The organism is uncultured Olsenella sp., assembly GCF_959602185.1.
In the GTDB taxonomy this organism is placed as follows: domain Bacteria; phylum Actinomycetota; class Coriobacteriia; order Coriobacteriales; family Atopobiaceae; genus Olsenella_I; species Olsenella_I phocaeensis.
Genome location: NZ_CAUGRZ010000011.1, coordinates 69,420 through 87,732, shown reverse-complemented (window position 1 = coordinate 87,732; position 18,313 = coordinate 69,420). Strand labels below are relative to the sequence as shown.

At 67.2% G+C, this 18,313-nt stretch carries 13 protein-coding genes; 3 read left to right on the top strand and 10 right to left on the bottom strand.

The annotated features are described in order from the left end of the window. Positions 1 to 44: 44 nt before the first annotated feature. Both Q5923_RS08305 and Q5923_RS08300 read right to left on the bottom strand, forming a co-directional pair. Positions 45 to 530, bottom strand: a complete 486-nt coding sequence (locus Q5923_RS08305) for a dCMP deaminase family protein (RefSeq protein ID WP_009278913.1) — start codon at positions 528 to 530, stop codon at positions 45 to 47. Positions 531 to 618: 88 nt separating this feature from the next. Continuing rightward, on the bottom strand, positions 619 to 1,836 hold the full coding sequence (locus Q5923_RS08300) for a zinc ribbon domain-containing protein (RefSeq protein ID WP_303133425.1): 1,218 nt from the start codon (positions 1,834 to 1,836) through the stop codon (positions 619 to 621). Positions 1,837 to 2,045: 209 nt separating this feature from the next. Here Q5923_RS08300 and Q5923_RS08295 point away from each other — a divergent pair, with 209 nt between their 5' ends. Then, positions 2,046 to 2,990: an Abi family protein gene (locus Q5923_RS08295; RefSeq protein ID WP_009278911.1), complete on the top strand. Its 945-nt coding sequence runs from the start codon at positions 2,046 to 2,048 to the stop codon at positions 2,988 to 2,990. Positions 2,991 to 3,123: 133 nt separating this feature from the next. Here the strand turns inward: Q5923_RS08295 and Q5923_RS08290 are convergent, their stop codons facing one another. Further along, entirely contained in the window at positions 3,124 to 4,047 is a 924-nt protein-coding gene (locus tag Q5923_RS08290) for a YdcF family protein (protein WP_009278910.1), read from the bottom strand. A gap of 158 nt (positions 4,048 to 4,205) precedes the next feature. On the opposite strand from Q5923_RS08290, the gene Q5923_RS08285 reads away from it, so the two are divergent. After that, the gene (locus Q5923_RS08285; RefSeq protein ID WP_009278909.1) at positions 4,206 to 4,724 is read left to right on the top strand and encodes a ferritin; all 519 of its coding nucleotides are present in this window, start codon (positions 4,206 to 4,208) and stop codon (positions 4,722 to 4,724) included. A 182-nt stretch (positions 4,725 to 4,906) separates the two neighbouring features. After that, the gene (locus Q5923_RS08280) at positions 4,907 to 6,277 is read left to right on the top strand and encodes an alpha-amylase family glycosyl hydrolase (protein WP_303133423.1); all 1,371 of its coding nucleotides are present in this window, start codon (positions 4,907 to 4,909) and stop codon (positions 6,275 to 6,277) included. A gap of 377 nt (positions 6,278 to 6,654) precedes the next feature. Here the strand turns inward: Q5923_RS08280 and Q5923_RS08275 are convergent, their stop codons facing one another. From Q5923_RS08275 to Q5923_RS08245, 7 genes are all read right to left on the bottom strand, one after another. Further along, positions 6,655 to 7,425, bottom strand: coding sequence for a GntR family transcriptional regulator (locus Q5923_RS08275; RefSeq protein WP_303133421.1), 771 nt, complete (start codon positions 7,423 to 7,425; stop codon positions 6,655 to 6,657). Then, the gene (locus Q5923_RS08270) at positions 7,409 to 8,101 is read right to left on the bottom strand and encodes a hypothetical protein (protein ID WP_303133419.1); all 693 of its coding nucleotides are present in this window, start codon (positions 8,099 to 8,101) and stop codon (positions 7,409 to 7,411) included. Before Q5923_RS08270 ends, Q5923_RS08275 begins: the two co-directional genes overlap by 17 nt. 827 nt (positions 8,102 to 8,928) lie before the next feature. Then, positions 8,929 to 11,394, bottom strand: coding sequence for a phenylalanine--tRNA ligase subunit beta (gene pheT / locus Q5923_RS08265; protein ID WP_303133417.1), 2,466 nt, complete (start codon positions 11,392 to 11,394; stop codon positions 8,929 to 8,931). Positions 11,395 to 11,447: 53 nt separating this feature from the next. Then, positions 11,448 to 12,515 (bottom strand): phenylalanine--tRNA ligase subunit alpha, encoded by a 1,068-nt coding sequence (gene pheS, locus Q5923_RS08260; protein ID WP_303133415.1) that lies wholly within the window; start codon positions 12,513 to 12,515, stop codon positions 11,448 to 11,450. 439 nt (positions 12,516 to 12,954) lie between these two features. Beyond that, positions 12,955 to 14,178: a DUF4013 domain-containing protein gene (locus Q5923_RS08255; protein ID WP_303133413.1), complete on the bottom strand. Its 1,224-nt coding sequence runs from the start codon at positions 14,176 to 14,178 to the stop codon at positions 12,955 to 12,957. Between the two features lie 85 nt (positions 14,179 to 14,263). Continuing rightward, on the bottom strand, positions 14,264 to 15,364 hold the full coding sequence (locus Q5923_RS08250; protein WP_303133411.1) for a hypothetical protein: 1,101 nt from the start codon (positions 15,362 to 15,364) through the stop codon (positions 14,264 to 14,266). A gap of 94 nt (positions 15,365 to 15,458) precedes the next feature. Further along, on the bottom strand, positions 15,459 to 18,305 hold the full coding sequence (locus tag Q5923_RS08245) for a Cna B-type domain-containing protein (RefSeq protein WP_303133409.1): 2,847 nt from the start codon (positions 18,303 to 18,305) through the stop codon (positions 15,459 to 15,461). Positions 18,306 to 18,313: the final 8 nt, after the last annotated feature.

The following is an 18,313-nucleotide window of genomic DNA, read 5'->3' as shown; positions in this document are numbered from 1 at the left end:
CAGCGCAGGGTACGGAGACGGCTGGCGGGCCGGACGCGATGGCGTCAGCGCAGGGCGTCCTCCGGCAGGAGCACCTGGCGGTAGCTCACGCCGCAGCTGTCCAGCGCGGTGCGAGAGATCTGCGCGCCCAGGGTGTCGTGGTACTTGTCGTCCAGGTAGACCACTTTGCCGATGCCCGCCTGCACCAGCATCTTGGCGCACTCCTGGCAGGGGAAGAGGGTCACGTACATCGTCGCGCCCTGCATGTCCTTGAGCGATCCGCGATAGTTGAGGATTGCGTTGGCCTCGGCGTGCACCACGTAGCTGTGCTTGTCGTGCAGCGGGTCGTTCTCGGGGGAGCCCCAGGGGAACTCGTCGTCGCCGATGCCCATGGGCGTGCCGTTGTAGCCCACCGAGAGGATGCGGTTGTTGACGTCGGCTATGCAGGCCCCGACCTGGGTCTTGGGGTCCTTGCTCCTGAGGCTCGCCGCGAAGGCGACGCGCATGAAGAACTCGTCCCACGAGATGACGTCAGATCGCTTGCCCGGCATGCCCGCACCTCTCCCCCGTCGCGCAGGCACCCGTCACCCGCGCAGTTTGGTCAACAAGGATGATAGTAGTCTGGTCGCCCTGCGCCGGCTAGAGGCTGATCTGCGACAGCGCCTCGTCGTAGTCCGCCTTGGGCGCGAGCCTCCCGTCCGCATCCGTCTTGCTCGTGCGGGGCTCGAGGATGGTCTCCTGCTCGTACTGCGGGTAGTCGTACCAGAGGTCGCGCTCCCAGAGCTCGCCCACGATCTGCATGCGGTCCGCGAGATCGGCATGGCAGCGCAGGAGGAGAAGGTACTGACCCCGCAGGCTGGAGTCCGCCTCAACCTGCTGGGACGAGAGGTCCTGATAGGCAGACTTGACCTGCTCAAGGAGGGCGTTGGCGTCCGCCGCGTGCGCATTGCGCTCGACCCAGCGGTCCGCGTAGCCGTCGTCGAAGGTCTGCTCGCTGGCATCGACCTTCTGGGCGAGGCTCTTGAGCTCGAACTGGCGCTCGACCAGAGTCTGGCGGAGCCTCCGCTCGTCCTCGCCGCCTGCGACGGGGTTGCCCGAGGCAGCCGCCTGCGAACCGTTGGGGGTCGCCGCCTGCGAGCCGTCGGCATCAGAGCCTCCCTCCCGCGTCGGCGAGCCAGCCTCGGAGTCGCCAGACGGGGATGCCGCCTGCCCGGAGGCCTGCTGGCCCACCCTGGGCGCATAGGGGTCGACGAAGCGGTTGCCGCAGCGGCTCATCGCCAGGAGCACCAGGAGGAGCACCACGACCATGCCGACAAGGATTCCCAGGGGCAAGTTGTGGTCGCTGCTCCAGCCGTCCGGCTCGTCCTCCTCGCGCCGCGCGTAACGGACGGAGAGTGGCGCCTCCTTGGTGAGCACCTCGTCAAGGGGGAGAACGGCCTCGTCTTCCTCTGGCACCTCGCCCTCAGCCGGGGCGTCGTCCTTGTCTGGCACCTCGCCCTCAGCTGGGGCGTCGTCCTTGTCTGGTACCTCGCCCTCAGCCGGGACGTCGCCCGCAGCAGGAGCGTCATCCTCGGCCGGGACATCGCCCTCCTCCGGAAGCTCGCCTGCCGTCGGCTCGCCGACCGCCTCCGCAATGCCATCCACGGCCCCGCCTTCGTCCGCAGGCGCCCCTGCATCCGCCGCGAGCTCGTCCACCTCGAGCCTCCTCAGCGACGCCGTGCCCTGAAGGGCCTGGTCGTCCGGCTCGTCAAGCAGCTCCGGCCTCAGCCACTCCGCGAGCACGATGCCGCAGGAGGGGCAGCGCTCGTCCCCATCGTCGAGCGGAGAGGCGCAGTTGGGGCAATACGTGGCACGCATGGCAGCTCCCGGTGAGTCCGGACTCATCAGACACCCACCACTATACGAGGGCTTCAGGGGCTTTTAAAGCCACAGCCCCGCAAAAGGCCCGGACCTGGCATTCATGCTGGTCGTCGCGGCATAATGCCAACAGAGCGGGGCCGCGGCACGAGCGACGCCCGCAAGGACGGGCGGCCCCGAGGGCAAGGTCAGGAAAAGGGCAGACGAGCATGGACAAACCCTTCAAAACGCTGGACGAGCAGGTCGAGCTCCTACGGAGACGCGGCATGGGCTGCGGATCCCATGCCCAGCTCCTCCTCCTGCGCGAGGGCTACTACGCCGTCGTCAACGGCTACAGGCTGCCCTTCCTCGATCCCGTGGCCAGCGGCAGGGCGGACGACGACCGCTTCCTGCCCGGCACCAGCCTGGACGACGTCCACGCCCTCTTCTGCTTCGACCGCGAACTCCGCGCGGCGACCTTCTTCCGCCTGATGTCCATCGAGGGCCTCATGCGATCGGTGCTCTCGTACGTCTTCTGCAACCGCCACCGGCAGACCGAGGCCTACCTCAGGCCCCAGAGCTACAGCCGCCAGCGCGACTACCTGCGCGGGGAGGCGAGCTTCGAGGGAGACCTCGAGTGGATGATCAACACGCTCGAGCACCGCGCCCGCGGCGTGGAGGCGCAGGGAGGGGCGGGCGCGACCGCCAGCCCGGAGCGACGTGACGCCAGGCCGGACGCGCGCGTCGCCCACTATCGGCAGAACCACGACGGCGTGCCCCTCTGGGTGCTCTTCAACGAGCTCACCTTTGGCAACCTCAAGTACTTCTACGCCCTCATGAGGCGAGAGGAGCAGGAGGAGGCCACCGGCAGGCTCTGGGAGGCCTGCGAGCGCGGGGGCACGAGTCCGCTCACCCGCAAGGGGGTCTTCCACGACCTCGAGGAGCTCGTGGCCGTGCGCAACACCTGTGCGCACGGAGAGCGGCTCTATGACTACGCGAGCGAGGAGACGGGCCACAGAAGCTATCGCGAGCTCCTGGGTGTGACGGGCCGCTACCTCACGCCCGCCGAGGAGGCGAAGCTCAGATCGGAGGTCGAGGCGCTGGCGAAGCGCTACCTGCACGAGCATCCGAGGCTCGAGCGGGCCCTGGTCGGCGTCGCGCTGGGACGAGCCTGAGCGGCGCGGGCGGCGGCGTCGGGCGACGCGAACGGCACGAGCGGCGTCGGGCGGCACGAGCGGCGTCGGGCGGCGCGGGCGGCGGCGTCAATCGCAGCGGACGACGGGCCGCCAGGAGCGCGATGGCGGGGCCTCAGCGCCCAAGCGCCAGGGTGAGAAGCTCGCGGGCCCACTGCTGGGGCAGGCTCGCGAGGGGCGTGGCGGCGGGGACGCCCACGCAGTCGGCCCCCAGCCTTCGCGCCTCGCGCAGGGCGCGGAACAGGTGGCAGTCGCTCGACACGACGCAGACGCGCTCTCCCAAGCCGCAGCCCCTCCGACGCAGCAGCGCGAGCGAGAGCTCGAGGTTCTGGCGGGTGTTGGCCGCCTCGTCCTCCACGAGCAGCGACGACGCGGGCACGCCCCTCTCGCCCAGCCAATCCGCCATCACCGAGGCCTCGCTCCGGCCACCCTCCCCCGCGCCTCCCGTGCAGACCAGCAGCAGCTTGGGATGCGCGCGCCAGATCCCGAGCGCGCGGGCGAGGCGGAGCTCGAGCGTCCGTCCGGGACGACCGTCGCGCACGCCGGCGCCCAGCACTATGGCGGCACGGACGCCGGTGACGTCCGGTCGGGAGCGGTACGCCGCACGCAGCGCCACGAGGCCCGCCAGCAGGAAGAGCCCGACCGCCCCGCCCAGCGCGAGCGACGCGAGGGCGACGAGGCACCATCCGCCGCGTGCGCCGGCGAGGAGGCACGCCAGGCCGGCGGGGGCAAGCGACGCGAGCGCCCAGGGAATCATGCCGAAGCTCGCCCTGCCCCGATCGGCGGCGAGCGCCACGAGGTTCCACAGCTGGGGAAGCAACGTCGCGAGCACGCAGGCGAAGAGCCCCGCGCGCGACGCCAGACCGGCGGACGCAGACCCGGAGGCGAGGCCAGGCGCGTCTGCGGGCACGCACGCCGCCCTCCACAGCAGTGCGGCCGAGAGGGCCGACGCCCCAAGACAGGTGCCCCAGCTCAGGGGCGCAAGGCGCCTCTCGCTTCCCACCAGCGTGCTCGCAGGGGTGTCGCCGCGCGCTCCCATGGCCCCTCCTCGGGAAGAGTTTTCGTGTCAATCGGCCAAGCGGCCAAAGCCACCCACCCTTTGGGTATAAGCCATACGTACGCAAGACGCCAGCGCGGGCGAGACCCCGACTCGGTCGCCCGCACCGACACGCAGGCCCCTTCGAAAGGAAGAACCACATGGCACTCGATTCCAGCGTCACCAGCAGCCTCAACGAGCAGATCAACAAGGAGCTCTACTCCGCCTACCTCTACATGACCTTCGCCGACTTCTTCGAGGACCGCGGCCTCAAGGGCTATGCCAACTGGTACGTCATCCAGTCCCAGGAGGAGCTCGACCACGCCAGGATCCTCCGCCGCTACCTGCTCGACAACGACTTCGTCCCCACCATGGAGGCCATCGCCAAGCCCGACGTGGCCCTCACCGACGACCTCACCGTACTCAAGGCTGGCCTCGGCCACGAGCAGTTCATCACCGCATCGATCAACGACTGCTTCGCCGCCGCCCACAAGCTCCACGACTACCGCACCATGAATCTGCTCGACTGGTTCATCAAGGAGCAGGGCGAGGAGGAGACCAACGCCTCCGACATGATCAAGGACTACGAGCTCTTCGGCAACGACCCCCGCGGCCTCTTCAACCTCGACCGCGAGTACGCCACCCGCGCCTACGTGCAGACCACCACGATGGCGATGTAGCCACAGGCCACACAGGGGACCGCTGGGCGGGACGCTGGCTTCGGGCTGGCGTCTCACCCTTATCATGTAGGGCCAGAACATCCAACGCGCCGCGGGCGGACGGATGCCAGGTGCCGCGTCGCGGCGGCGTCCACCACCCGCGCAAGCCGCCCGGCCGGGGCCGGAGCAGAGGGGAGCCTGCCATGTCTTGGTACGAGGAGTCGGTCGTCTACCAGGTGTACCCCCTGGGCCTCTGCGGGGCGCCGCACCAGAACGACGGCGCGTCCGAGCCCGAGAGGCGCCTGCGCCGCCTGATTGACGACGGCTGGGTGGGCCACATGTCCAGGCTGGGCGCGAGCTGCCTCATGCTCAACCCCGTCTTCCAGAGCTCGAGCCACGGCTATGACACCATTGACTACCTCACGCTGGACCGCAGGCTCGGCACCAATGACGACCTCCGCGCGCTCGTCGACGCCTGCCACGAGGCGGGGATCAAGGTGCTCCTGGACGCCGTGCTCAACCACGTGGGCCGCGACTTCTGGGCCTTCCGCGACGTGCTCCAGAACCGGGAGGCAAGCCCCTATGCAGGCTGGTTCAACATCGACTGGGGCGGAAACGACGAGTGGGACGACGGCCTGAGCTACGAGTGCTGGCAGGGCGTCCCCTACCTCGTCAAGCTCAACCACTCCGACTTCGCGCTCAACGACTACCTCGCCGACGTCATCCGCCAGTGGGAGCGCGAGTTCGACGTGGACGGGCTGCGCCTGGACGTGGCCTACTGCCTTGACCGCGGCTACCTCGCCTACCTGCGGCGAATCGCCAACGAGCTCACAGAGGCGCGCAGGGGGCGGCTGGGCGAGAGGGACGCCGAGTTCGTCCTCGTGGGCGAGACCATGTTTGGCGACTACAGGCAGTGGATGGGCGACGAGCTCTGCCACTCGGTCACCAACTACGAGGCGTACAAGGGCCTCTGGTCCTCGCTCAACGCGGCGAACATGCACGAGGTCGCCTATGCGCTCGAGCGCCAGAGCGGCAGCCATCCTTGGGACCTCTACACTGGCAGGCACCTGCTCAACTTCGTGGACAACCACGACGTGCCGCGCATCGCCACGCGCCTGGATGACCCCAGGCAGCTCCCCGCCCTCTATGGGCTGCTCTTCGCCATGCCCGGAGTCCCCTGCGTGTACTACGGCAGCGAGTGGGGCATCGAGGGCGAGCAGCACTTCGGCGACTACGAGCTGCGCCCCGCCCTGGACGCCCCGGAGTGGAACGACCTCACGAGCTGGGTCGCGTCGCTCGCCGCCTGCAGAAGGCCCGGGCACCCCGGCGCCGAGGCGCTCGCCTGGGGAGACTACGCCCAGCTCGACTGCCAGCCGCGCCAGCTCCTCTTCCAGCGCCAGAGCGAGCACGAGCGGCTCATCGTGGCCGTCAACGCGGCGGACGAGCCCCACACCTTCCACTTCGACGCGCGCTGCGGTCGCGCCGTGGACGTCATCACGGGAGAGGACCACGACTTCGGCGGAGGCTCGGAGGTCCCGCCGCTGGGCGTGCGCTACTGGCTCTGCGAGCGCTAGGCTGGCTAGGCTGGCACGGGCGCGGCTCCTCTCGCCTGGGCACGCTGTTGCGCACGACCCTCTCGCCTGTCACGCTGTTACGCACACGCGGTTCTCGCCCATCACGCCATTGCGCACGCCGTTCTCATCCACCACGCTCGAACGCACAGACACCTCTCCCGCCAACTGGGCAAACGCAGATGCGACCGTGCGCTTCGGCGTGCGCGTTGAGCGGAGCGTGCGCTTCGGCGTGCGCGTTGGGCAGGACGTGCGTTTCGGCGTGCAAGTTGAGAAAGTCGTGCGCTTCGGCGTGCGCGACGCACGCTGGCAGCACTCGTGCGTGCCAAGCGAGACGAGCGTTCGAGCGCGATTGGCTGCACGAACGGCGCAGGCGACTCCTACGCGCGGCGGGTCTCGTTGCTGATGACGCAGCGGTTCGCCGGCAGCCAGACGCTGCCCCACTCGAAGGGGGTTCCGTCATCCAGGCGCACCAGCTGGTCGAGCTCGAGCACCGGCGCGTGCTCGTCGCACTCCAGGTGGCCGCCGCGCACCTTGCCGGCGGTGCGGGCCGTGTAGACCATCTCGGAGCGGCCGATCTCGTGGCCGCTCGTGCGCTGCACGGCGGCGAAGAGCCCCTCTCGCGTGAAGTCGGCTCCCTCGAGCCCCGGACAAACGCCCAGGTTGAGGTGGCTCTCGATGAACATGACCGCGCGCTTGCGCACGTAGCGCACGCGGCTCAGGTATAGGTAGTCGCTGCCCAGCTCGATCTGCAGGTTCTCAGCGCAGAGGGGGCCGGCGGCTCGCACCTCGCACTCTATGACGCGGGTGGTGAAGTCGATTCCCTGATGCCCCATCGACTCGCCAAACGAGAGCAGGCGGTTAGACGACGGACGCGCCATGACCGGCTGCACCACGAAGGTCCCGCGGCCGCGCTGCTGCACGAGCAGGCCCTCGTCCACCAGCTGGCGGACGCCCTTCTGCACCGTCCCGCGCGAGAGGTGGAGCATGTCCATGAGCTCGTGCTCCGAGGGGATGGGCTCGTCCACGCCCCAGTCCTTGGAGTAGATCTTCTCCCTCACGAAGTCGGAGACCTGCACGTAGAGCAGCTCTCCTCCCTGCTTGCCGAACACGGGGGCGCTCGGGGCGCTGTTGCTAGCGGCGTCGGGCACGGGGGCCCTCCCTTCTGAGGGGCTCCGCCGAGGCGCCTTGCTCGGCGTAGGCCAGGAGGCCCTCGAGCATGCGCTGCTGGACCTCCTCGAACATGTTGGAAAAGAGCTCTGGCGTGAGCATGCTGTAGGCGGGCGTTCCGTCCACGTGATGCAGGCGGTTGTCGCGCACGATGGCGGAAGCGGCAGCGACGCTCGCCCTGAGGTCGGGCTCGAGCACAGGGTACTGCGGGAAGGCGTGGGCCTGTCGGACGAGCTCGTCGTCCAGGCGGCACTCGAGACGCAGGTCGAGGGTGCGGCCAAAGAGGTCGAAGTCCCCCTGCTTGCGGATGCGGGTCGTCTCGCCCGGACGGATGCCCATGCCCTCGATGAAGGCGTTCACGTCGTGGTTGTAGGCGTTGTCTGCCACGAGGTGGCACCAGGTACCCAGCACGAGGTCCAACACGCGACCGTCGGCATCGGCGCTGGGCAGGCCGAAGCGGCGCCAGAACTCCCAGTAGCGGGGCTCGGGCACGAAGTTTGGGTCCGCGAAGTGCGTGTCGTTGTAGACGATGATGCGCGTGGTGGGCTTGACCATGTAGCCCACGTAGACGTCGGGCAGGAAGTTGCCGAAGAGAAAGGCGTTGACGTCACGTATCCCCAGTTCCTGGGGGCTCCGCTTCTTCAGGAGGGCTTCCACGTGGGCGCTATGAATGTTCCAGCTCGGCATTGGAACATCATAGGACGTTTGCGCGCGCCGCGCCGACGGGGGCGATGCCTGGCGCGAGCGGACGGGGCGACGTCTGACGCGCGCGGCCTCGCGCACGCCGCGCGCTTCTCCGTACCAGCAACGTCAGACACGCGCCTCTCCCCCGCCCACTACGTCAATCGCGCGTCCCTCTCCACTGACTACGTCGCACACGTCTCCTCTCGTATCGAAAACGTCGAACGCGTCTCACGGCGCAGCCATAACGTCCATCGCGTCTCCCGAAGCGGTAACTACGTCGAACGCGTCTGCCGATGCATCAGCAACGTCCAACGCGTCCCGCAATACGTCGATTACGTCGAGCGCGTCTGAAGCGGATGCAGCAACTGGGCAAACGCAGGGTCCTCGGACGCATTGGACGCTTTGGAGCGAAAGTCGCACGCGTTGGACGTTGTCGGCAAAGCCGAGCGCGCGTTGGACGTTGTGGATGGCGAGGACGCACACCGTTGGACGAAGCCGGTGAAATCAAGCACGCGTTGGACGCAGTCACGGACGAGAGCTGCCCGCACACGACGTCGTGGCAGGCGTCCAAACGCAGCAAGAAGGCGGCCGGCGGCTCACTCGGAGCCACCGGCCGACATCCAGACGATTCTTTACCACTCTCGCACTACGAAGCGCCGAAGCGCCACCACTTCGTAGCCACCCGCGCAGCACGAAGCGGTGTGGCCGTCACGACGGCGCCGCTTGCACGCCACGCAGCACCACGCCGCAGCACCACGCCGCAGCACCACGCCACGCAGTGTCCGGCGCCCCAGTGCCCCCTAGCCGCGCACCTCTCCCCCGGTGGACTTGGTCACCTTGGCCACCAGCTTGCCGTGCGCCTTCTCCACCTCCTCGGAGGTCAGCGTGTGATCTGCCGCGCGATACTCGAGCGAGAAGGCCATCGACTTCTTGCCCACGCCCACCCTCACGGGGTCGCGGTACACGTCGAAGAGCTCCGCGCTGGCCAGGAGCTTGCCACCGGCGCTCTTGATGCGCTGCATGACCTGCTCGTAGCCCAGGCCCTCGTCCACCACCAGCGCCAGGTCGATGGAGACGCCGGGCAGCGTGGGAACGTCCTCGTAGGGCAGCTCGTCCTTGGCCAGCCTCAGCAGCGCCGCGACGCTCAGCTCGAAGGCCACGACCGCGTCGTCAATGCCGAAGGCCTTGAGCGAGCGCGGGTGCACGTTGCCCACCCAACCGATGAGCTCGCCCTGGGCCAGCACCTCGGCGGAGCGGCCCGGCTGCAGCCAGCCATAGGCCTCGGGGTCGGCCGCACGGAAGCGGACCTTGGTGATGCGCAGGGCCTCGAGCAGGGTCTCGACCACGCCCTTGGCGTCGAAGAAGTCCAGCTCGCCCGTCTTCTGGTTCCAGGCGTCGTCCGCCCAGGAGCCGCTCAGCACGCCGGCCACCATGCTGGGCTCGTCGGGCTGGCTCCTGTGCTCGTGGCCGTAGAAGACGCGGCCGACCTCGTACAGGTGGACGTTCTTCACGCCGTGGTCGCGGTTGTAGGCGACGGAGCGCAGGAGGGCGGGCAGCATGTCGCGACGCATCTCGCTCTGGTCGGCGACGAGCGGTCGCAGGATGCGCACGGGCACGCCCTTGCCCGTCTCGCCCATGCCCAGAAGCTCGAGCTCCTGGGGGTCGGCGAAGTTGTAGGTGGAGGTCTCGCTCAGGCCGGCGGCGCGCAGGGTCGAGCCGATCTTGCGGAGCGTCCGCTGCTCCTCGGTCAGGCCGCCGGCGTGGTTGCGGGCCGCAGGCAGGGTGGGCTCCACGTCGCCCTCGCCCCAGAGGCGCAGCACCTCCTCCACCAGGTCGACCTCGCGGGTGAGGTCGGGACGGTTGGTGGGGGCCGTCACCTCGAGGGCACCGTCCTTCCCCGCAACCACGTCACAGCCGAGCAGGCGCAGGCGAGAGGCCATGAACTCGTCCTCGATGGGCGCACCGCAGAGCGAGCGCACGCGCTCCGGGCGCAGCGTGAGCCGGGACGCGGCCACGGGGGCGGGGTACTCGTCCACCCTGCCCTCGCAGACCTGGGCGCCGCAGCACTCCTCGAAGAGCGCGGCGGCCACGTCGGAGACGCGGGCGCAGCCGCTGCCGTCCACCTGGCGCTCGTAGCGGATCGACGCCTCGCTCATGAGGTCGAGGTTGCGGCTCGTGCGGCTGATGTGGCCCTTCTCGAACACGGCGCTCTCGAGAAGGACGTCCACCGTGCCCTCGTCGATGTCGGAGTCGAGGCCGCCCATGACGCCAGCCAAGGCCACGGGGGCCTTGCCGTCGTCCGTAATCACGATCATGTCGCTGGTGAGCTCGCGCTCCACGCCGTCCAGGGTCACGACCTTCTCGCCATCGGCCGCCGCGCGCACCACGACGTGACGCTTGCCGTCGCGTTCGGTGAGCTTGCCCAGGTCGAAGGCGTGCAGGGGCTGCCCGGTGAGGTACATGACGTAGTTGGTCACGTCCACCACGTTGTTGATGGGACGACTGCCGGCGGCGATGACGCGACGGGCCAGCCACTCGGGGCTGGGACCAATCTTCACGTTGCGCACCACGCGCGCGGTGTAGCGACCGCAGAGCTCGTTGTCGTCGATGCGCACGTCCACCAGGTCGGAGCTGCGACCGAAGTCGGCGCTCTCGTGCCTGATCTGGGGAAGCTCGACGTGGGTCGGCTCGTCCAGCATGGCGCTGACCTCAGAGGCCATGCCTAGCATGGAGAGGCAGTCGGGACGGTTGGGCGTGATCTCGCAGTCGATCACCGTGTCGCTGAGCCCCATGTACTCGGTGAAGTCCACGCCCACGGGCGTGTCCGCAGGCAGGATCATGATGCCCCTGTGGTCGCCATCCAGGCCCAGCTCACGGCTGGAGCAGTTCATGCCACGCGACTCGACGCCGCGCAGCTTGCCCTTCTTGATGGTGACGCCACCAGGGAGCGTGGCACCCACGAGGGCGGTCACGGTCTTGTCTCCCTGTTCGAAGTTCTGGGCGCCACAGACCACCTGCAGGGGTTCGGGCTTGCCGTCGGCGCCCAGGTTATGCGCGCCAACGTCCATCTTGCACACGTACATGTGGTCAGAGTCGGGATGGGAGACCTTCTCGAGCACCTGGGAGGTGACCACCTTGGTGATGTCGGCGCCGACGCGCTCGACGGCCTCGACCTCGGTGCCGGTGCGGACGAACTCGCGCACCAGTTCCTGGGGGTCGTCGGGCAGGTCGACCATGGTCTTGAGCCATTCGTAAGAGACGCGCATGGAATTCTCCTTCTTGGTCGCGCGGAAGTCTTGGTCGCGCGGGGTCTGCGGACTTAGAACTGCCTCAGAAAGCGCATGTCGCCGGTCATCAGCATGCGCAGGTCGGGCAGGTCGTAGCGCAGCGCGGCCACGCGCTCCACGCCGATGCCGAAGGCGAAGCCCGAGTACCTCTCGGGGTCGATGCCCACGTAGTCGAAGACGTTGGGGTCGACCATGCCGCAGCCCAGGATCTCGAGCCAGCCGGTGTTCTTGCAGAAGCGGCAGCCCTTGCCGTGACAGACGCCGCAGGACACGTCCACCTCGCAGCTGGGCTCGGTGAAGGGGAAGAAGTGCGGGCGGTAGCGGGTCGCGCGGTCCTTGCCGAAGATCTCGCGGCAGAAGTAGTCCAGCGTGCCCTTGAGGTCACCGAAGGTGATGCCCTCGTCCACGACCAGGCCCTCCACCTGGGTGAACTGTGGCAGGTGATTGGCGTCGGCGGTGTCGGGGCGGAACACCGTGCCCGGGCAGATCATGTAGATGGGAGGCTTCTTCTCCTCCATCACATGCACCTGGACGCCGGAGGTCTGGGTGCGCAGGAGGACGTCCGACTCCCCCAGGACGTGCTGGACCTTGCCCTCGGGCGCGCGGTCCTCCACGTAGAAGGTGTCCTTGGCCGAGCGGCTGGGGTGGTCCTCGGGGGCGTTGAGCGCCGTGAAGTTGTAGTAGGTGGTCTCCACGAAGGGACCGTCCTCGACGGTGTAGCCGAGCCCCACGAAGATGTCCTCGATCTCCTCGCGGATCTGGCTGATGAGGTGCTGGGTGCCCGGGGTCAGGCGGCGGCCCGGCAGGGTCACGTCCACGGCCTCGGCCTGGATGCGCGCGTCGAGCACGGCCCGGGCCAGCTGCTCTTTGCGACCGGCGATGGCGGCGTCAACGTTGGCGCGCACGGTGTTGGCGAGCTTGCCCATGGCGGGGCGCTCCTCGGGGGGGACCTTGCCCATCATGTGCATGAGCGCGGTCAGGGAACCCTTCTTGCCCAGGGCGGCGATGCGAATCTGCTCCAGGGCGTCGAGGGTGGTGGCTCCCTTGAGCCCCTCCTCCACCTGATCCTGGATGGCCCTCAGGTCGTCGGACATTGCCATGTTTGGAAACCCCTCTCGTCGCCGCCGGCAGGCTGCCGGCGCCCTCCTGCCCAAGAACGAAAAACCGTCCTCGGGCCCACAAGCCCAAGGACGGAATGATTCCGCGGTACCACCTTGATTGGCGTCGCGTTTTCTCTCGCGACCGCCCGCTCTTCCGCCCCGTGCCGTGGGGCCTACGGCTTCCCTACTTGCGGCGGCGAGCGCTGCGTTGAGGTCGCGGCTGGTGGAGTGAACTTCGCAGCCCAGCCTTGGAGGCACCTCTCAGCCGGTGGGTGCCCTCTCTTCTCCGCTGGCGACGCGGGCTGCGAACCTCTCCGTCATTGCCTTCGGCGTATGGTAGCACATCGGGGGGCGAGAGGAGCGATCAGCCTGAAACGCCCGGGACCGCGCCATGCGACCCCGGGCGTCACTGAAGCATCGGACAATTCGACGGAGAGGCCTAGAGGGTCGGGTCCTCGTCCTTGGTCTCGTCGGAGGCCATGCCGGCACCCGTATCGGAGTCCTCGTCGGAATCCTCGTCCGCGTCCTCGACAGCAGGCTCGTCGGGCGTCGTCCCAGCAACCTCGCCGGTCACGCCGTCCGCCGGCATCATCGGCGCTGCAACCGTCGGCGCGTCCGCGGCGAGCTCTTCGACCACAGGAGCCGCCTCGTCCGCGGCATCCGTGGCCTCCACGGATGCCGTCCCGTCCACGTCCTCCGTGACCTCCGTGGCAACCGCCGCAGCTGGCACGTCCAGAGGCGTGACGGCCTCCGGGGCAGAACCGGTGGGATCGGCCGGCACGACATCCGCAGCCTCGCCGCTCCAGGCAGTCGGGTCCACCGGAACGACGGGAGCCACCGTGGCACCGCCCAGCATCAAGGCCTCGGGCAGAGGGTCTCCGCTCGCGCCCCATGCAGGGACGTTGAACTGCCTCATCCACAAACCAACCGCCGCGTACTCCACGAGGCTTGCGAACGAGGTCGCGACCGACCCCAGATAGCCAATCACCAGCATCATCGGAATCATGCCCGTGATCATGGAGATGATCTCGTTGTAGATGAAGTACGAGTCATCCAGGTATGGCGAGTAGGAGTAGGCGCTGGTGTAGGCGGCCATGCCGATCGCCCTCGTGATCAGGGGGATGAACGCGATGAGCGCGATCAGGTACACGGCCAGCGCGATGATCAGCGAGATCAGGATGCAGAGGCCCGCGATCCTGGCGATGCCGCCGAAGTCCCTCTTGAGCATCTCGAAGATGCGGTCGGCCCTGTAGCCCGCCTTGAAGTTCTGGTAGATGGCCGCCCTCACGCAGCAGACCGCCAGAATCGTGCCGCCGAACACCCCAATGACGAGCGACAGGAGGAACGGCACCACGCCGCCGTGGCTGATGCTCGCGACCAGTGACATGATGATTCCCAGCAGCACGCCCCAGCCAATCGTGGACGCGAAGCCACGCCACCCGCTCTTGATGCACTCACCCACCCCGATGCCGCGTCGCTTCGGCGCGGCATCGGCGCCCCAGGCGATGAGTCGCGACCACTCGAACACGTAGCCCGAGGTCCCGAGCGGACCTGCGATGGGGACGAAGTTGGCGATGCCCATTACGAGCGGCACCTTGTACCAGCCGGGCTCCTTGCCTATGAGCGCCCAGGAGCGCGAGAAATATCCCTTGCCTTCTGCCATTTGCAAATCCTTTCGTAGATGTGTCGGACGCATGCCACCCGTCTGCCGCAGCTGTGGCGTTCGGGCGCGCGATGCGACGGCCTTCCTAGTCGAGCAGGCTCGAACCCTTGGTCAGGTCGCTCAGGTCAATGCCAGTATAAGAGCTCAGGGGCTCCAGGGAGGCGACAGCGGCGTCGCGGGCGGACTGGTAGTCGGCCGCAAGGCTCTTGTCCTCGTCCGTCACCAGCAGGTCCGCGAGGTTAGAGAGCTCCTCCGTCTTCCCCATGGCGTCGACGAGGTCGTTCTTGTCCGAGTTGAACGTCTGCGCGATCGAGTTGACGGAGGACGTGTCACCGGACGAGATGGCACCGGAGAGCTGGCTCAGGAGGTCTGCCAGCGCGACGCTCTTGTCCGCGACGTCCTGGAACTTGGAGAAGTCCGCAGACGGGACGGCCGCCTTTGCGGCGCTGACGTCGGCGGAGAGGGAGCTCGCATGCTGCTTCGCGCCCTCGACGTCGGTCGAGAAGCGAGCCGAGTCTATCGATGCGACATCGGACGCGGCGTTGACCACGCTGATCGCGTCGCCGACGCTGGTCTGGAAGTTGCTGAGGTCGGAGTAGTAGGAAGTGATGCTGCTGCTCGCGGTGTAGGCGCCACCGAGGGAGTCGACGACCTTGCGGCCCGTCTCGACCATGTTCCTGCGCGCGTCGACGGAGCTCTGCAGAGCGGCGATCGCGTCCTTGTCGGCGCCGTCGAGCGCCCATTCGCTGGACTTCGCCTCGCCGAGCTCCTTCTGCGCCGCGTCGAGGGAGTCCATCGCGGACGAGAAGGTGTCGTCGGCGTCGGAGGGATCGCTCAACGCGAGGGAGAAGTATTCGAGGTCGGCATACCGGTCAAGGTCGACGAGCTCCTGGTCTGCGGAGACGATCTTCTCGGCAGACTCGTGGATGGCGAGACGACCCGCGTTCGCAGCCTGACCTCGCGCGAAGAGGAAGGCGCCAGCGCCGACGAGCACGGCCACCGCCGCGACGATGCCGATCACAACCTTCTTGTTCACTGGCTTCTTGGGTGCGGACTCATCAGGCGTGGATGCGCTGGCGCCAGAGGCGGTGGAGGCCACGGCCTCCCCCAGCCCCTCCGGCGGCACGGGGGCACCGGTACGTGCGGGCGCCTCTGAGAGCTGCGGGGTTGATTCGTTCTCTTCCATGCTTTATCTCCAATCCATCAAAAGGCCTCTGGAGTTTACCCCAGAGGCCTTTTTCAGTCTTTACCGACAAGGCAAAGTGATAGGGTCAAAACTTTTACGACTGCTTCCTACGAAGCCAGACTGCACCACTCAACCCAAGCACACCTGCGGCGCCAACGAGGGCGATTACTCCGGCACCCAGGCCGTCGTCGCCCGTCTTGGGCAGCGCGGACTTCCTGGCCGGCTTTCCGGGCGTCGGGGGCGTGGGGGTGTGGCGGTTGGTCAGCCTGTAGCCGCTCGTGGCGTCTCCCGAGACCTCGGAGCTGTAGCCGTTGGGGACGTCCACTTCCTTGACCGTGTACGCGATGTCCTTGCCGCCGTCCTTCTGGTACAGGTCGCCCCAGACGTACGTCCACTTGTTGCCTGCGGAGAGCTCCACCACGTCACCCATGGGCTTGCCGTCGGCGTAGAGCTGTACCTTGACGGAGGTGGGGCGGATGCCGTCCTTGTCGTTGCCGTCGTCCCACGCCTTGGTGACCGTGAGCGAGGTCCTGCCGGGGGCGTAGGAGTTGGTGACGTCAAACCCGTTGACCTTGCTCGTGTAGCCCTCGACCGCGTCCTCGGTCACGGTGTAGGAGATCTCGTGCCCGTCGGCCTGGTCGTACTTGTTAAGGCCGTCGAAGGACCACGCCCAGCCGTCGTCGGACGTGACGGTCTTCGCGGCCCGCTCGACCCCGTCCGCCAGCAGGCGCACGGTGATGGAGTCGGGGCGCTTGCCGTCGCGGTTGCCGTCGTCATCCCAGGTCTTAGTTCCGGAGACGCCGACCTTCTCGGTGTTGGTGTTCGTGATGGTGAAGCCCGATGCGGCGTCGCCCGAGATGGACGAGCTGTATCCGTCGACCACCTCCTCGCTGACCGTATAGGCGATCTCGGTGCCGTGGTCGCGATACTTGGGCAGGTTCTCGAAGGAGGCCGTCCAGTTGTTGCCATCGCTCAGCGTGACGGTCTTGCCCGTCGCCGCGCCGTCCGCGAGCAGGCGCACGGTGACCTGGCTCCCCTTGGGGCCGACCCACGCCTTGGTCACGGGGACCGACGTCGTCTCGGGGGCATGCGTGTTGGTGAGGTTGTAGCCGTTGGAAGTAGCCGTGTAGCCCGCGACCGCGTCCTCGGCCACCGCGTAGGCGTACTCGTGGCCGTCGGCGGGGTCGTACTTGGCGAGACCGGCGAAGGAGTAGCTCCAGCCGTCGGCCGCCGTCACGGTCTTGGAGTCGACCTTCACGCCGTCCCTCAGGAGCCTGACGGTGATGGAGGCGGGGCGCCTGCCGTCCTGGTCGTTCGCGTCGTCCCAGGTCTTGGTGCCGGAGACCCTCACGGTCTCCTTGTTCGTGTTGGTGATGGTGAAGCCATGCTCGACGTCACCGGTAACATCGACGTGGTACTTGTCGGCATCGACGCCGGACACATCGGCCTCTTCCAACGTGTAGGTAATCTCATCCCCCGACGTGGTGTACTTAGGCATGCCCGTGAAGGAGGCTTTCCAGTCGTTATCCTCGGAAAGCGTAACGGTCTTCCCGGTGTCCACCCCGTCGGCTTTGAGCTTGACCGTGACGGAATCACCCTTGGGACCAACCCAGGACTTGCTGACGGGGATGTCAATCTTGATACGCTCGTCAGTCACCGTCTGGATGGCACCGCCCGACGCGTTGACATTGAGGGTGAACTCCTCCTCATTGAGCAGGTAGCCCTTGGGTGGCGTCTTCTCCTTTACCTTATAGGTACCGGAAGTGAGGGACCCTGACGTCACCGTGCCATCGGACCCAGTGGTTAGATCGAAGCTGTTGCTATCGGAGTCGGTCACGGTAAAGACCGCATTGGCGAGCGTGACGGAATTATCGTCCGCATCGACCTTGATGAGCTTGATCTCATTGGCGAGGTTACCATCACCCGAACCGCCGGAGCTGGCGGCGGCATGGGTTGCCGAGTAGTCCTTGCTCTGCTCAGAGGAACTGAGCTTCATGGTGTTCCGCAACGTCGTTCCAGGCGTGTAGGTGGTCTTGTATTCGAGGCGGTACTGGGTGCCGTTGACGTTGCCCAGGCTGAGGGTGAAGGACTTGCCGTCGGGGGCGATCGTCAGCTTGTCGCTGAGGTCTATCTGCTCGAACCACTGGGTGGTGATGCCCTTGGAGTCAAACTCGACGCGCGTCAGCACGAAGCTGTCGGGGATGTAGGTCTCGGTCCCGGCCCCACCAGACAGGTGGTCGGTGATCACCACGTTCGTGAGGTTGGCCTTCATGTGGTTGATGCGGACGGCCCACTGGGCCTTGTCGGCATAACCCGCGACCTTGCCGCCCCACTTGTTGAGCACCTCGTCGTGAAGCTCAGTGCGGCCGGTGACCTTGACGGTGACCGGGGTGACCGCCCCGTTGACCGTCACGTCGAAGGTGTTGTCCTGTCCGACTGTCACCTGCGACTCGTCGAAGCGAGAGGCCAGCCTGATGGAACCCTTGACGTTCTCCTTGCCTTCCACCCAGTCCGTGAAGGAAACGCGGACCGTGCCACCAATGTCACCAGGACCAGGGGCGACATGCGCCTTGGCAATCACCGTCGAGCCATCGGGGCCCGTGATGTCGAAGTCGCGTACCGTCGTATCGGACGGGAACTTCATATTGCTGGGAAGCGTGATGTCAAAGTAGTCATCCTTGTGCAGATTCGCACCGTTTTGGCTCGCATCCCAATTCATCGCCAGGTAGAACGTCTCAGTGATGTACATACTCGTGGCAGTACCGCCACTGACTCTCTGGATCTGTAGGTCACTGATTGTTGCTGTGACCTCCTTGGCCTCGCCGGCGAAGGCGTTCGACGGCAAAACTGCCAGCATGGTTACCATGGCAAACAATGCCGTCAGGGCAAACGCCCTGAGCCTCAGGCGGATGGGGCTCTCGCGATAAGAAAAGGCAGGCATGCTGCTCC